Raw genomic sequence first — 13,383 nt, forward strand, 5'->3', positions numbered from 1 at the left:
CTTTATGCCGGATCCGGCAAGAACGTGGCGGCATCCGTCGCCCGGTGACCCGAGGAGGTCGCACCCATGAAGGTCTTCGGATATGAACCGGCCGTCATCGCCTACGCGGTGAACGCCGCCGTGGCGCTGCTGGTCGCCTACGGGCTGGACCTGTCGCAGGGCCAGGTGGAGGCCGTCGCCGTCATCACCACGGGCGTCCTGGCGGCGGTCGCGGCCGTGATGACCCGCCCGGTCGTGGTGTCCACCATCACCGGCGCTGCGGCCACCATCCTGACCGCGTTGGCCGCCTTCAAGATCGAGCTGACCGCCGACCAGATCGGCGCGACCGTCACGGGGCTGTCCATCGTGCTTGCGCTGCTGCTGCGGCAAAACGTGTCCCCGGCGCCGGGCGTGACGGCGAGGCGCCCTTGAGCCCGGCGTTCGTCGGCCGGATCCGGACCGGCGCGGGCACCCCTGACCCATAGACTGATTCTGCCCGGTATCCGGGCGTGGGGACAGCGCACGAACGCCCGCCTTCCTTCGGGAGGGCAGGCGTTTCGTCGTTCTCTTGAGACGGTTTCAAGTGCGGGCTCGCCGATCAAGGTCCTTCAGGTTCCCGCGCAACGACGCCTCGTCCTCTGCTTCGGCGGAGGGCGGGGCGTTTCGTCGTGTGCGAGGTCAGGTGGGCTCCTCGTAGAAGCCGTCCAGATGTTGATCCAGCTCAGCCAGATCCGGGTGCGCTGCGATCTCGCGCCGATCCGCTTCTCGCATTGCCGCCTCGGCTACCAGGGTCGTAGCCGCCGCCTCCAGCATCTCCGCGTCCCCGCGTAGGAGGGCGGCCCTGAGGCGCATCATGGCAGCACGGAACTCGGGATCATCCGGGGATGTCGTGGCGCTCACTGTTCCGGGCCTTCTGGGCGCGGTGCCCCGGCCAGGGCCTTCCGCATCGAGGCGGCCATCTCCGTGACCGCTGCGCTGAGCCGCTCGAACTGGGGAGCGAGTTCCGCGAACTTCTTGGCCGACCGGGCCAGCGCGACCGACTGCAGGCGCTTCAGGGTGGTGGGCCGGGACGCGATCCCGGCGGCGTGCACGCGGCGGGCGATCTCGTTGACGGACACGCCTGAGCGGTGGATCACGAACAGGTACTGCCAGAACGCCTGATCGACTTCGTCCTTTCGGGCGTCGAGTTCGAGCTTCGTGGCGATGATGGCGTCCACGTCGTCGGTGGTGAGCTGGCGGGCGGGTTCGATGTGGGTGTCCATGCGGGCCTCCTGATGGTCAAAGGACTTGACCTCTACTATGCAGTCAAATCCTTTGACCGGTCAAGATATTTGACCGAAGAATCTGAGGTGTGTCCATGACCTGCACGAACACATGCCCTACCCTGACCGCATGGCCACACGAACCTGCCCAAACGGCCACGCGCTTCGCCCCGGCCACGTCCTCGTCGGCTGGTCACCCTGCACCTGCACCTCCGCGTGGGGCGAGCACAAGGGCCACCGCACCGTGCGAGGCGTGCCGTGCGGTCGGGGAGACGATGGTGCGATACCAGCCCGAGCACATCGGCGGCGGCCACCCCAACCGGCGCACCCGACCGGCGGGACCGCAGGAACCTGACTAGGGAGGGCCCCGGCCGGACCGCTGACCTTGGCACGGTCACAGCGGTGCCGGCCGGAGCAGCACGGCCTGGAGGCATGGGGATGCCCCCAAGCGAGTGGATGCGGGCCGGGAAGCCGGGAAAGATCTCCGGCCCGCACCCCACCCCCCAAGTGGACGGCGCCCCGTGCGGGGTGCAGGGCGCCGACCCACACCTAGAGATCCACTTGGTAGAACAAGCACGTTTCGGTCAGCTTCTGAAGCATGGCCTAGGCCAAGGCGCGTTCGCGCAGTACCTAGGATCCTAGGTACTCAGGACCCGAGGTAGAGAGGAACCTTGCCGCCTTTACGGTCCCCAGCATGCAACGGCGCATCGACCGCACCTCCGACCGGGCTTGGTTCCGGCAACTCGCGGACATCATCCGGGATCGAATCGACTCGGGGGAGTGGCAGCCAGGCCGCAACCTGCCAAGCGAAGCCCACCTGGGACAAGAGCACGAGGTCAGTCAGCTCACCGTCCGTCGCGCCTTTGTAATCCTCCGCGCCGAGGGATGGGTGGAGTCCGTGCGGGGGATGCCCTGGAGGGTCCGTGAGCGAGAGGGACCAACCACGGTGGAGCTCAAACCCGGTGACCAGGTCACCGCGCGGGTCGCGACTCGGGCTGATCAAGAGCGGCACGACATCCCCGAGGGCACCCTGCTGCTCGTCGTGTCCAGGGAAGGGCAGCCGGACCGGGTGTACCGTGCAGACGAAGCCGTGGGTGAGGTCCCTGACTAGCGCCGGTTACCGCTGTGCCGGTCGTGAGCCTGGGTATCCACTGTTGAGTTAGCGAAGCGGTACCGTTCCTGCCTGAAGATACGTTCGTCGAGCAGGTGCCCTCAGACTCACACTTCGATCCCCAGTTTTGCAAGGTGCAGAAATAGTTGCTTTTCTCCACGTCAGAACCCACCTTCGAAAACTGAGCCCTGATGATCGAGCCCACCGACCTCACCGCCGCGCGGTGGAGCCCCGCCGTGCGGCGGCAACGCCTCGCCGGCGTCCTCGCCGACCTCCGCGACCGTGACGGACGCACCGCCGAGCAAATCGCCAGCGAACTCGGTGTCGCCAAGACCACCGTCATCCGCCTGGAGAACCCCAGGCATCTCACCTTGCCCAAGCGAGAACTCATCGAGCGGCTCCTGGACGTCTACCGGGCAGGCACCGCCACCCGGAAGCGCGTACGCGACCTTGTCGACGAAGCCCGGCAACGGGACTGGTGGCACCCCTACAAGCCCTACCTCCGACCCGCCCACACCACCTACCTTGGCCTCGAAGCGGAGACCGCTGTCCAGCGGATCTACCAGCCCACCCTGCTCCCCGGACTTCTGCAGACGGCCGCCTACAGCGCAATCACCGTCAAGGAACAACACCCGGCCCTGCCCGAGCGCGAGGCTGAGGCGTTCACCGCCGAGCGCCGGGCCAGGCACGAGCGCATGTTGACCGGCCCAGACCCGATCCGCCTCTGGGCCGTCCTGGGCGAAGCCGCGCTACTGCAGGCCGTTGGCGGCCCCCGCGTGATGGCCGAACAGCTCGACTACCTGCACCGCATGGCGCAACTCCCGCACGTCACCATCACCATCGTCCCCTTCTCCGCAGGCGCACACGAAGGTCTCGCCCCGTTCGTGATCCTCACGTTTCCGCAGCCCACCGACCCGGAACTGGCCTACATTCCCGACCCGGTCGGGCACTGGGTCCGGACCCGCGAAGACGTGGACCACCTCGTCGGAGTCTTCGAGCGGCTGATGCTGCTGCTACCCGACCGCGACGCGAACCTGCAGATGATCGCCGCCGCGGCTCAGCGGTTCCGAGCCGAGACCTAAGGTTTGCGGGCGACGCCGCCCAGCAGCAGATGCGGCCCCAACTCCATTGGTGCCACCGGCCGCCACTCCCGCACCTCTACCAGCCCGGGGTCCTCCAGGGGCCACCCGCAGAACATGCCCGCGATCTCGTCCCGGGAACGGATCGCTACACCACCCGCCGGCGCGTACACCGCCTCCAGGTCCGCGAGCAGCTCAGCCGGAGCACCATCGGACGCCATGTGTGAAACGGCCAGGAAACTCCCGGCCGGGACGGCATCGGCGTACCGGGTCACGACACCCGCAGCGTCGCCCACGACATAGTGCAGCACCGCAAGCATCAAGATCCCGACGGGCTCATCGAAATCGATCAGCCGACGCGTCTCCGCCGCGGCGAGCACCTGGTCGACGTCCCGCACGTCGGCCTCCACATAGCCGGTCCGCTGCCCGGATCCCCACATCGCGCGAGCATGGCTGTGCGCCGTCGGGTCCTTCTCCACATACACCACCCGCGCGTCACCCGCATGCGAGCCGAGGATCTCGTGGACGTTGCCCCCGGCCACCGGCTTCGGCTTCCCCGCCCCGAGATCGAGGATCTGCCGGATACCGCGCTCGGCGAGGAAGCCGACGACACGTTCCAGGAACTGTGCGTTCGCGACAGCGTTGGAAGCGAGGCCCGGCCACTTCGCCTCGTAGGCGTGCACGATCTCCCGGTCGGTGAGGGTGTTGTCGTCTCCGCCGGTGGTGTAGTTGTAGGCGCCCGCCAGGCTGATGTGAGTGGGGTCAACGTCCCGTTGAGGATCGTCCATAACCTGTGTCTACACCCCCGACCTGGAGCGAGGCCAGCCCGATAAGTAGAGCACCTACCCGGCTGGCCTGCAGAATCATCGGCGGATGTAGCCGTTCACCACCATCGGCAGTGACGCGTCCACGCCCGCCATGTTCAGCACGCCCTCGTCCCGCGGGTCACCGATTGAGTGTCCGTTCGCTGCCATCGCAGCGATCACCACCCGAGCGTCCCCGTTGACCGCGCGCCGGTACGAGGTGAGCGCCTGCGACGGATGCTGTCGGCCCGCCCACGTCTCGTTGTCAGTGAGTACCAAGATGCCGTCGACGTGGAGCTTCTCGCGCTGCGCCCACTGGAACGGCAGAGACAGGTCAGTCCCACCACCCGACGGAGACCACCGGCCAACCTCACGCAGGTTCGTGTGTGCCGTCACCCGGGAGGAATGGACGCTGGTGTCGACGTCGATGACGTGAACGTTGCCGCCCTCGATCCGGTTGAGGATCACCGCCATCGCGTTCGCGACCTCGTAGCAGGACCCGAGCGGCACGCCACCCGAGCGCACACCGGCCCATGACATCGACCCGGACGAGTCCACGGCGATGAGCAGCCGATGGCCGGACGGCTCGATGTGGCCGAATGACAGCTCGTACGCCTCTTCCAGCGCGTCCACGATCGCGGGAACCGGCGACCAGGTCTGGAAGTCGGCGCGCGGGTTCGGCTGCGACCGCCCGGCCTGGTAGACACGCACCGCCAGGAACAGGTCCATCGGGTGGATCCGCGCCTTGGAGAGCGCGTCGGCGTTGGTGAGCCGCGCCGCAGCGAGGCGGGTCGCGTCACTCATCGGCTTGAGCGTGCCGAGCCTGGTCATCCTGGCCAGGTTCCGGATGAGCGCGGTTATCCCGATCGTGTCGACGAGCTCATCCCACACACCCGCGTCGGTGAGCACGGCGTCGGGCAGGAACTCCCACGGCACGCCGCGGTCCTGGACCACGTCGATCGCGTCGACCGGGTTGGTGACGGCCTGCGCAGCGAGGAACGCGTCAACGGCCGGCACCTGCGTGCGAACGTCAGCGTCGGCGACGTTCCCCGCGATCCACCCGAACAGCGCACGCCGCTCCGGAGTATCAGCCTTCGGGTGCGCGATCCGCAGCGCGTCCCGTAGCGCGAACGCCTCACCCGAAGACGTTTTACGCTGACGCGCCTTGCACACCCGCCACGCCACCTGGTCGACTTCACCGTTCAGGAACCACGACCCGAGGGCGGTCCGCATCGCGCGGCCGATGACCGGGGCGGTACCGCCGCTGGTGGCCTTGCCGGCGAGGTTTTTCCAGTACCCGAAGTACGTTGCGAAGTGGTCGGTGGTCCGGGCGACCTGCGCAAGAGACACCTTGACGGCCTGCTTAGTGTCGGCGTCCCCGCGGGCTGCAGCCGCGGCGAGCGCGAACAGCGCGGGACGGTTCTTCGGCGCCCGCGGTGGACGCGCCGTCGAGATTTCCGTTGCCGTCTTTACGACACGGACACCGTCGGCCTGAACGGCATCGAACACGACCCCGGCATTGTCGGCAGTGAGCTGGTCCTCGCCGACGTAGTAGGTACCGCCCGTTGTGCCGAGGATCAAGAAGTCCTCGAGCTTGGTCCACAGGTCCTTGGCGAATCCGTACCCGCCGGCGTTGTTGCGGACCTGCTCGGCCTCACGGCCAGGAATCGGCTGGTTCTGCGGCGTCTGGATGGTGGACACGGACGCGAGAGGATCACGGGCCATCATTGGCCTCCGAGGTGTTCGACCCGCCACGAAGGCGGATGTGGGGGACTGGCGCTGGCCCGCGCGGGGAGGGCGGATGTGGTGGCGCCTGCCGGGTTTTTAGACCAATGCGCTACCTGGCTGCGCTACCGGCCGACCAGGTCGGCCGAGCAGGATTTGAACCTGCGACCTTTGGTTCCCGATAACCGACGGGCTTCGACCCGCCCTCCCCATGACGTCCAGCTTGGCCCGTAGGGCCGGGTGTCTGCACGGATGTGGGAACGACCGCCGGAGGGCTCTATGCGAAAGATAACCGACGGTCTTCGACCCGTGCAGGCACCGAGCCTGACGCGCTGATCCGAAGGTAACGCGCCGGATCACAGTTCGCATCTTGATATTGGTCGGGGGACTACCTCTGGGCCGCCGCCCGCAATTCCTTCTTCGCGTCCAGCACGTCATCGACCGTCGCCCACCACCGGTGGCGCTGCAGCCGTTCTGTGAGGTCCCAGCGTTCCGCGCGGGCGCGCTTCAGCTCGGTGTGCTGCTCGTCGGTGACTGTGGCCGTGCCCGCTATGACGTCGAGGGCCGGCGGGTGCGACGCCGTGATCTCCTGGCAGCGGGCGTCCGCGGCGTACCAGTCGCGCTGGAGTTGGAGCAGGTCAGGCGGGAAGTCGTAGGTGGCCACGCGACGATCATGCCACCAGAGCACCAAGACAGGTCAGCGGGGGAGTGGTGGCGCGCTAGACAACCGTAGAGACCGCTAGAACTCGATGTCGTTCATCGGGTTGTTCCTCCACTGATCTACGGCTCGGATGTAGACGAGGAGCACGGGGGAGTTGGGGTTCCAGCGACCATGCTTAGCGATCTCAGAGATAGGGACGCCTGCTGCGTAAGCGGTCGAGGCTGAGCCTGCCCGGAGCCCGTGGGAGGTGTACTTCGCGGGAAGGTTGGCGAGGACGCCACGGCGGTGGACGATATCGCAGGCGGACTTGCCTGTGAGGCGTACGGCGACTTTGCCGGCACTGTTGGGCTCGCCTCCAATTCGCCCGTGGCGGTCGACGGGGCGGAACAGAGGACCGTCCACCAGGCCCCGCTCGGCGAGGCACTCCTTCCATCCGTTGACGGCTTCGACCGGGCACATGTCGGCGCGCTTGCTGCGGGGGATGGCGACCCTGATGCCGCTGGCTTCCTGGTCGGTCTTCGACCGCTTTACATAGACGCTGAGCCCCTCGGGGGTTTCGATGGCGTCGTCCTGGTCGAGGCCGACGAGTTCGGAGCGGCGCGCCATCATGTTGAAGCCGAGGAGTAGGAGTGCCCGATCGCGTACGCCCTGCAGGGTCCTCAGGTCGCAGGTCGCGATCATGGCACGCAGCGCGTCGGGCATGATCGGTGTCGCCTGCTTCTCTCGGTTGCCGTCCTCGGCCCACTGCCTCCGGTAGGTCTTGAGGGCTTTGAGAGGTTTCTCGCTATCAGGTTCGTCCTGGCAGCCAGCGTCTGTGTGCTTGGAGCGGATCGTGGAGATTGCCTGAGCAATGGTGTTGGGGGCGCTCTTGCCCCTGCACATGTGGTTGACGTACTCGGTGAGTGTCTGCGCGGTGGCAGGGAGGTAGACGCGTCCTTCGTGCTCACACCACTCGCGGAAGTCCTTCCACGCCCGGTCGTATGCGATGCGGGTGTTCTCGGCGGTGGAGTTGATGAGACGCTCAGCGGTGTCGGCGCTGATGGTGAAGTCGATGTCGCTGTACGCGACGGGCGGCGGCTCGGTAGGGCGAACGACGATGGGGGAGGAGGTGACCTCTAGGTCGGACACGCCTTACTGCCTAGCCAGGCTGCGGATCTTGCGTGCCGCGTTGCGGTAGGTCTGGGCCGCGATGGAGCGCTGGTCTTCGTTGAAGATGTCAGCCCCGCCGCCAGCCTCCAACTCTTCGGCTTCGGCGTCAAGAAGCCGAGCAGCCTCGCCAAGCGCATCACGTGGGGCTGTTTCTGCGGTGATCTTCAAGGGGGTCCCCCATCGAATTCTGAATTCCTATAATGCATCTTAACGGAACCCAGGCGTCTGTGACCTCACTCAAACGGAACGATTCTAGATCGATGTCCGCTTCTGCCTTACGGACGGTAGCCTCACCGCAGGTACAGCTCTTTACCGATGTCCTCAAAGGTCCTGGGCAGCCGCGGATGTGACTTCGTGATCGAGCAACCCACGCCCCCATCCTCCCCAAGGAGTTGAAGTGTGGTTGTCTCCTCACCTTCCTGGAAGGTAGGGATGAAGACCGGGTGTCGCTCAAGAGCCAAGGTGATCTTCAGTGATGGTATGCCGAAGTCCTGATCGCCGGCATAGTTCACCCTGATCTCGGTGAATGGTGCGCGTACGCCCCTGGCGTCCTCCGTTCCGGAGCCAGCGCGCGCAAGCTCCAACCAGTCGATCACCGTGATGTGACCGAACCACTCGAAGAGCGCTTCCCCCTCCGGCCCGATCATTGCGATATGCCCGTCCACCGTCGAGGGGGCCGACAGGGGCGCATCCCGCAGATCAGTCTCGCCCGCGATGAAGAAGCCATGATCAGCAAGCACGAAAATCGGGCGAACGCTATCGTTTCGAAGCAAGCCGCGGTACCTCATCCCCAGGTAGTGGAGCCGGTGAGTGCCAATCGGATCCAGTCTCCGTGGCGGGGGGCTGACCTCGGCATCCTCACCCCAACTGTTGGCCAGCACCGCAGGTCCGTGTTGGGAAGAGTCGATGACGACTGTCACCGAGGGACTCGCGCTCATTGCTGCGTGACGTGCCTGGCGTAAGGCGGTCGCTTGATTGACTTCTGTAGCCCGCTGGGCCTCGACAACGGCGCGGGCGGCTTCCTGGCCTTGCCGCTCAGTCGCCTGCGCGCTCCGCCGCGCGTATCGCAGCGCACCCAAGGAGCCTGCCAAGGCGACGACCGATACCACGTTGGTGAGGGCGACTTCGGAGTTCACGATAGCCGATCCTAGAAACACCGGTGGGGAGTCGTCTGCCCGTTGGCCGCTGTCGGTCCCGTCTTGTTACGAGGATGAAGCTTATGATGAGCTAGGCGTCCTCTTAATACCTGACATACGCCACTGAGGGGGTGTGATACATGCCTGGACCTCTGCGAGACGCAGCGCCACGGCGATGACGAAGTCTCTGCAGTAGTCGAACTCTTCCTGAGTTGGTGAGTAGCCCTCGGGAGGGTGCACCTCGCGTGTGCCAGCCATCGAGTGGAAGACGAACGGCGTGAGGAGTGTGAATCTGTGGTATCGATGATAGTCGATTCCGACCGCAACCATGCGCATTGCGTCCTGTAGATAGTACGTCACCTCCGAGCACTTGGTGATCTGTTCGGCTAGGGTGCCGGCCCCCCGCACGGGCACACCCAGGCGGTTATGTTGATCTACCCGCTGCAGTGCTGCGGTGACATCCTGCTCGCGCATGAGGCCGCGAATTTCTGGACCAAAACTGAAGACAGACTCCCTACGGTCATCGCCTCGAACATGGCTGGTGAACAGGTCGGAATAAGCGTCCACGAGCCAGCTCATTGCCTGAATAGTCTCCCCAGTCTTCCATCGTTCCGAAGCCCGCTTCACGAGGGACTGAGCACTCTTCTGAGGCATGAGATTTGCCATGTCGAGAGTATTGTAATCCAAGTCGAACACCAGAGTGGCGTTTTCCTGGAAGAACGAATGAACGTCCCTGCGGGCAAGGTCGATGTCTTCGGGGCTTGGAGGGGCTCCTGCGTGCTTGAAGTCCTTGCGGCATCGATTGAGGCGATCCATGCCCACTTTGCCCGCGAGTGTGACTTCGACCTTCTTCATCTCAACCCAGTACTTCATGAACTCAGTCGGCTGGTTGGCCTTGCATACCTCACACGCCAAGATCAGGAACTGCTCGACAGCGTCGTGGAAGGCTAGGATGCTGATCCTGTTCATCGGGCTCGGCCGGTTGGACTGTTCGACAGCCTCGTGATGGATGAGCTTGATGAAAGCGAGGCGCTCCATGATGTGCGGGGTAACTGGAGTGGGTGGGGTCATGGTGTCCATCATCCTCCGGATCGCATGGGGATGCCGCGATTTCCCAATCCCTACACATCGTCGATGCGGATCACCAGGCGTCGAGCGTGAGGTCCAGTATCGATCGGGCGGGTGCGGATCGACTCGACGTGCCCGTCGCCCTCCAAGACCACGCCGTCCGACATCTCCAGTCGGAGTCGCCGCTTCCCTTCTCCGGGGGCGGGCGAGTCAGGTGTCGTCCAGCCAGTGACGATCCTCTGGCCGTCGATGATGGAGTAGTCGGGATCGATTGTGTCCAGCTCGGTGATGAGCTGCGTCCTACGCGAAGTGGAGATCAGTCGGCCTGTGAGTTCCATGGTGGGTTCCTTGGCGTCCGAGGCGTATCGCTGGGTGAGGGCGGTGGCTGCTTCGGAAAGGACCTCGAGAGGGTTGTCGCCGACGAGGTTGATGACGACCTCGGCGTCGCTGTTGCAGATCGTGACGTCGGCTCGGTGCCACGTGGGAGTGGGTGCGTCGACGTCCCCGTCGAGGGTCTCTCCGCCGGTGGACAGGGTGACGGTGTGACCGGTGTCGAGCAGGTGAGAGAGCCGTGCGTCGAGGCTCTGGTCCATAGTGTCCTTCCCGGAATGTGCATTCTGTGAGCCCATCAGGTCGTGCTGTCATCGCCCAGTCGTTTGCAGCCGTCCTCGCCGCAGAGCCACACCCCCGTCACGGGCGGTGGCGGAGGAAGATAGAAGAAGTTGATCGGAAAGCCTGTGAGGCAGACGAGCGCCTGCAGTTGCTCCTCGGTCGGGACGCGTTCGCCGGCCTCCCACTCGTCCACCATGGGCTCCTGGCCGCCGAGCGCCTCGTCGACCTCGGGCCCGTACAGGCCGCAAATGTCAAGTGCCACTGTGATGCGTTCGGGTGTGGGTAGGCCGTTGCGTCTTTCGGCCTGGCGAACGCGGTCCATGACCTTGGTGATCTGAGACTGCCGCCGGATTCCAGGCCCGAAGGCACCGACCGGTGAGGTGGAGCGGCGTCGCTCTCGAAGTTGGCGGGCGCGTTCGAGGTCGTCAGCCATGCCCTATTCTCCCATGCCCGCAGGTCAGATGCCGGTTTGTGTAGCCGAGAGTTCCCAATCCCTACGTCACTCGTCGGTCTCGCTCCTGGGTTCTCTCAGGTGGGGCCGCAGGAGGGTCGCGATGCGAGTGATCTCGGCGGGGCTGAGGGGCCGATCGTGGCGGCCGTCTTCCTGGCCGGCGCGGAACGCCTCGTCGGGTGTGCGGCAGATGCGGCGCTTCGGCTGGTTACCCATATGGGCTCTCCCTCTTCGCAGGTCAAATGCGGGCAGTCGAGACTATCCACGGGTGCCTTCCGGGTCCTGGTGAATTAGGAACCGGTGCAGATCGTCGTCTGGTGTGTGCTTCAGGTAGAGCTCCCCGCCCGTCCGCTGCAGCGCCATGAGGAACGCGTACGCCTGGACGGCGCGGTTGACGGTGTCGGTCTTGGAGATGCCGAGCGCTTGAGTGGTGTTGTCGAGGGCGAGGACGGCTTCGCCGAGGAGCTGGACGGTGATCTGGGCTGCGGCCCTGGGTGGATCTGCCATAGCTGCTCCTGCGTGTCTGGGTGCTGTCGTCTAGCGTGCCTGCTGCCGGGCGTGCTCGTTGCGGACGGCCTGGACGATGAACTCGGCGACGTCCTTCGGGTACTCGGCGTGTACCTCGATCCACACATCTGTCTCGTCGTACTCCCCGGCCAGGATCACCCAGCAGCGGGTGCGTGTACCGCCGGGGTTGTCGGGGGCGGGTTGTGCGCGCCAGGTGTCGATGTCGACTCCCCCGATATGCGGGTCTTCGTTGGTGAGCATGGGGTTGGTTCGTCCTTCCACTAGTTGGGGCTGCAGCGGGTGCTGTCGCCGGTTCACTCCGCCGCATGTTGACAGTCGGTGGAGCAGTACGCGTCGTCCGTCTCGATCTCAATGAAGACGGCCATGGTCAGGACTTCCAGCGGCCGACAACGACCGGCTGCGCCCAAGAGACCGTCTTGCGGCGGTCGATGATGATGTTCCCGTCGGGATCGAGGATGATCTCGTCTTCTCGGATGTTGTCGTCCGCGAAGGATGCGATGACTTGCTGCTTGATGGCGGTTTCATCCGTCGCGGTCATGACCAAACCAACCCTCAGTCGTCAGGCTTTCCTGGTGGTCCTCTTTGCAGTTGATGTCGCTCACCGGCGGGGGCTCCCGTCCGGCCAGTGGCTCTCCAACAGGGCCCGTTCGTGGTCTGCGCAGTACCCGAACGGCGCTCCACGCTTGGACGGCTTGTGGCACATGGTGTCGCGCTGGCCCCAGTGGGAGTCGCCGATGTCCCAGCAGCACTGGTTGGCGTTGAACGCGGCCTTCTCTTCTCGGGTGAACCTGTCGGGGTCCGTGCTCGGGGTAACGATGCGGTTCCGGTCGGCCATGCTTTCTCTCGGTTCGAGGTGGATGATCTGTGTTCCGTGAGGCGCTCCCCCACGGGGTAGCGGAGCGCCAGGACGCAGCACCAGCGCCGGGGCTACTTCTTCTTCGGGTCCTCGCTGTCGGCCTTCTTGCCGTCGACGACCGTCACCTTGGCGTTCTTGCCTACGGCGCAGTTCTCGACCTTGACTTCGCCGCCCATGTTGACGATCCCGGTGATCTTTTCGGCCATGTTGTTCTTCCTCTCGTATGGTGGCCGGGTGCCCGGCCTGTTGGTGCGGGGTCAGATGATGCGGAGTTCGCGGAGGAACTCTCGCCAGATCGGCTCCAGGTTGCGGAGGTCCGCGAGTTCACGTGGGGTTCGCCAGGTGAGGTCGTGGAGTTCGCCGTTGGAGCGGACCTTCGGCGGCTGCGGGCCGGTGAAGAGCGTGGTGAACACCAGCCAGTGGTGCCAGTTCTCGCCGTCGATGGACCCGGCTTTGCGGTGGCAGCGGTCGCCTCCGAGCCGGTTCAGGACGAGACTCAGGTCGCGGTCCCGGACGCGTAGACCGGTCTCCTCTTCCAACTCGCGGACGCCGGCGGCGCGGAACGCGGGCTCCTCTTCATGGGCCCCGGTCGGGATGCGGGTGGCGAGTTCGTCGACGTGCCCGGCGCACGGCGCGACCGCCACCGGGGTTTTCGCGCGCAGGCCGGTGAGGTAGCGGCCTTCCCAGACGGCGAGGACGCCGACTACAGCGTGGTTGCAGGGATCTCCCATCACGACACCCGGTGGATCTTGATGCGGCCGATGCGGAACATCCACTCGTTGGTAGGGCCGTCCTTCTTGACGCGGGACGGTATGTAGACGACGTCGTCGGCCCTATCCGGGTTGGTGGTGTCGGCTTCGAGTTGCTCGACGTCTCTTGGGGGTAGGTCGGCGTACAGGGTCTGGGCGGGCCCGTTGGCGGGCCGGAACTCAATCTCGATCTTCAAGGGGCTCCTCTGGAGGG

At 65.4% G+C, this 13,383-nt stretch carries 22 protein-coding genes; 3 read left to right on the forward strand and 19 right to left on the reverse strand.

Features of this window, described 5'->3' with window-relative positions; all coding sequences use genetic code 11:
* Nucleotides 1–66 precede the first annotated feature (66 nt).
* Complete coding sequence (locus E1298_RS01090) at nucleotides 67–411, forward strand: hypothetical protein (protein ID WP_131888821.1); 345 nt, start codon at nucleotides 67–69, stop codon at nucleotides 409–411.
* Nucleotides 412–657: 246 nt separating this feature from the next.
* On the opposite strand, the gene E1298_RS51075 is transcribed toward E1298_RS01090, so the two are convergent.
* Together E1298_RS51075 and E1298_RS01095 are read right to left on the reverse strand one after the other, a co-directional pair.
* Nucleotides 658–792 carry a hypothetical protein gene (locus E1298_RS51075; protein ID WP_279497469.1) on the reverse strand — a complete coding sequence of 45 codons (135 nt, stop codon included), beginning with the start codon at nucleotides 790–792 and terminating at the stop codon, nucleotides 658–660.
* A gap of 83 nt (nucleotides 793–875) precedes the next feature.
* Entirely contained in the window at nucleotides 876–1,241 is a 366-nt protein-coding gene (locus E1298_RS01095; RefSeq protein ID WP_131888822.1) for a hypothetical protein, read from the reverse strand.
* 694 nt (nucleotides 1,242–1,935) lie between these two features.
* Between E1298_RS01095 and E1298_RS01100 the strand changes: the two genes are divergently transcribed.
* Nucleotides 1,936–2,352, forward strand: a complete 417-nt coding sequence (locus E1298_RS01100) for a GntR family transcriptional regulator (protein ID WP_131888823.1) — start codon at nucleotides 1,936–1,938, stop codon at nucleotides 2,350–2,352.
* Between the two features lie 191 nt (nucleotides 2,353–2,543).
* The gene (locus E1298_RS01105; protein WP_131888824.1) at nucleotides 2,544–3,434 is read left to right on the forward strand and encodes a helix-turn-helix domain-containing protein; all 891 of its coding nucleotides are present in this window, start codon (nucleotides 2,544–2,546) and stop codon (nucleotides 3,432–3,434) included.
* Here the strand turns inward: E1298_RS01105 and E1298_RS01110 are convergent.
* From E1298_RS01110 to E1298_RS01175, 17 genes are all read right to left on the reverse strand, one after another.
* A complete protein-coding gene (locus E1298_RS01110; RefSeq protein ID WP_131888825.1) occupies nucleotides 3,431–4,219 on the reverse strand; it encodes an SAM-dependent methyltransferase in 789 nt (262 codons plus the stop codon). The two genes, E1298_RS01105 and E1298_RS01110, sit on opposite strands and share 4 nt — an antisense overlap.
* Before the next feature lie 75 nt (nucleotides 4,220–4,294).
* A complete protein-coding gene (locus E1298_RS01115; RefSeq protein ID WP_165975230.1) occupies nucleotides 4,295–5,935 on the reverse strand; it encodes a TROVE domain-containing protein in 1,641 nt (546 codons plus the stop codon).
* 412 nt (nucleotides 5,936–6,347) lie between these two features.
* Nucleotides 6,348–6,623: a hypothetical protein gene (locus E1298_RS01120; protein WP_131888827.1), complete on the reverse strand. Its 276-nt coding sequence runs from the start codon at nucleotides 6,621–6,623 to the stop codon at nucleotides 6,348–6,350.
* A 75-nt stretch (nucleotides 6,624–6,698) separates the two neighbouring features.
* Entirely contained in the window at nucleotides 6,699–7,748 is a 1,050-nt protein-coding gene (locus E1298_RS01125) for a site-specific integrase (RefSeq protein WP_131888828.1), read from the reverse strand.
* Between the two features lie 3 nt (nucleotides 7,749–7,751).
* A complete protein-coding gene (locus E1298_RS01130; protein WP_131888829.1) occupies nucleotides 7,752–7,937 on the reverse strand; it encodes a hypothetical protein in 186 nt (61 codons plus the stop codon).
* A gap of 122 nt (nucleotides 7,938–8,059) precedes the next feature.
* Nucleotides 8,060–8,905 (reverse strand): hypothetical protein, encoded by an 846-nt coding sequence (locus E1298_RS01135; RefSeq protein WP_131888830.1) that lies wholly within the window; start codon nucleotides 8,903–8,905, stop codon nucleotides 8,060–8,062.
* Between the two features lie 81 nt (nucleotides 8,906–8,986).
* A complete protein-coding gene (locus E1298_RS01140; RefSeq protein ID WP_131888831.1) occupies nucleotides 8,987–9,943 on the reverse strand; it encodes a hypothetical protein in 957 nt (318 codons plus the stop codon).
* 83 nt (nucleotides 9,944–10,026) lie between these two features.
* On the reverse strand, nucleotides 10,027–10,566 hold the full coding sequence (locus E1298_RS01145; protein WP_131888832.1) for a hypothetical protein: 540 nt from the start codon (nucleotides 10,564–10,566) through the stop codon (nucleotides 10,027–10,029).
* A gap of 35 nt (nucleotides 10,567–10,601) precedes the next feature.
* A complete protein-coding gene (locus tag E1298_RS01150) occupies nucleotides 10,602–11,018 on the reverse strand; it encodes a hypothetical protein (protein ID WP_131888833.1) in 417 nt (138 codons plus the stop codon).
* 66 nt (nucleotides 11,019–11,084) lie between these two features.
* The gene (locus tag E1298_RS47635; RefSeq protein ID WP_165975231.1) at nucleotides 11,085–11,252 is read right to left on the reverse strand and encodes a hypothetical protein; all 168 of its coding nucleotides are present in this window, start codon (nucleotides 11,250–11,252) and stop codon (nucleotides 11,085–11,087) included.
* 42 nt (nucleotides 11,253–11,294) lie between these two features.
* Complete coding sequence (locus E1298_RS01155; protein ID WP_131888834.1) at nucleotides 11,295–11,543, reverse strand: hypothetical protein; 249 nt, start codon at nucleotides 11,541–11,543, stop codon at nucleotides 11,295–11,297.
* A gap of 30 nt (nucleotides 11,544–11,573) precedes the next feature.
* The gene (locus tag E1298_RS01160) at nucleotides 11,574–11,804 is read right to left on the reverse strand and encodes a hypothetical protein (RefSeq protein ID WP_131888835.1); all 231 of its coding nucleotides are present in this window, start codon (nucleotides 11,802–11,804) and stop codon (nucleotides 11,574–11,576) included.
* 127 nt (nucleotides 11,805–11,931) lie between these two features.
* A complete protein-coding gene (locus E1298_RS47640) occupies nucleotides 11,932–12,102 on the reverse strand; it encodes a hypothetical protein (RefSeq protein ID WP_165975232.1) in 171 nt (56 codons plus the stop codon).
* 60 nt (nucleotides 12,103–12,162) lie between these two features.
* Nucleotides 12,163–12,399, reverse strand: a complete 237-nt coding sequence (locus E1298_RS01165; RefSeq protein ID WP_131888836.1) for a hypothetical protein — start codon at nucleotides 12,397–12,399, stop codon at nucleotides 12,163–12,165.
* Between the two features lie 92 nt (nucleotides 12,400–12,491).
* Complete coding sequence (locus E1298_RS51080) at nucleotides 12,492–12,626, reverse strand: hypothetical protein (protein WP_279497481.1); 135 nt, start codon at nucleotides 12,624–12,626, stop codon at nucleotides 12,492–12,494.
* Between the two features lie 51 nt (nucleotides 12,627–12,677).
* Nucleotides 12,678–13,151, reverse strand: coding sequence for an NUDIX hydrolase (locus E1298_RS01170; protein WP_131888837.1), 474 nt, complete (start codon nucleotides 13,149–13,151; stop codon nucleotides 12,678–12,680).
* Nucleotides 13,151–13,366, reverse strand: a complete 216-nt coding sequence (locus E1298_RS01175) for a hypothetical protein (RefSeq protein ID WP_131888838.1) — start codon at nucleotides 13,364–13,366, stop codon at nucleotides 13,151–13,153. The genes E1298_RS01170 and E1298_RS01175 overlap by 1 nt, the downstream gene beginning before the upstream one ends.
* Between the last annotated feature and the right edge of the window lie 17 nt (nucleotides 13,367–13,383).

The sequence above is a fragment of the Actinomadura rubrisoli genome (assembly GCF_004349215.1).
Taxonomy (GTDB): domain Bacteria; phylum Actinomycetota; class Actinomycetes; order Streptosporangiales; family Streptosporangiaceae; genus Spirillospora; species Spirillospora rubrisoli.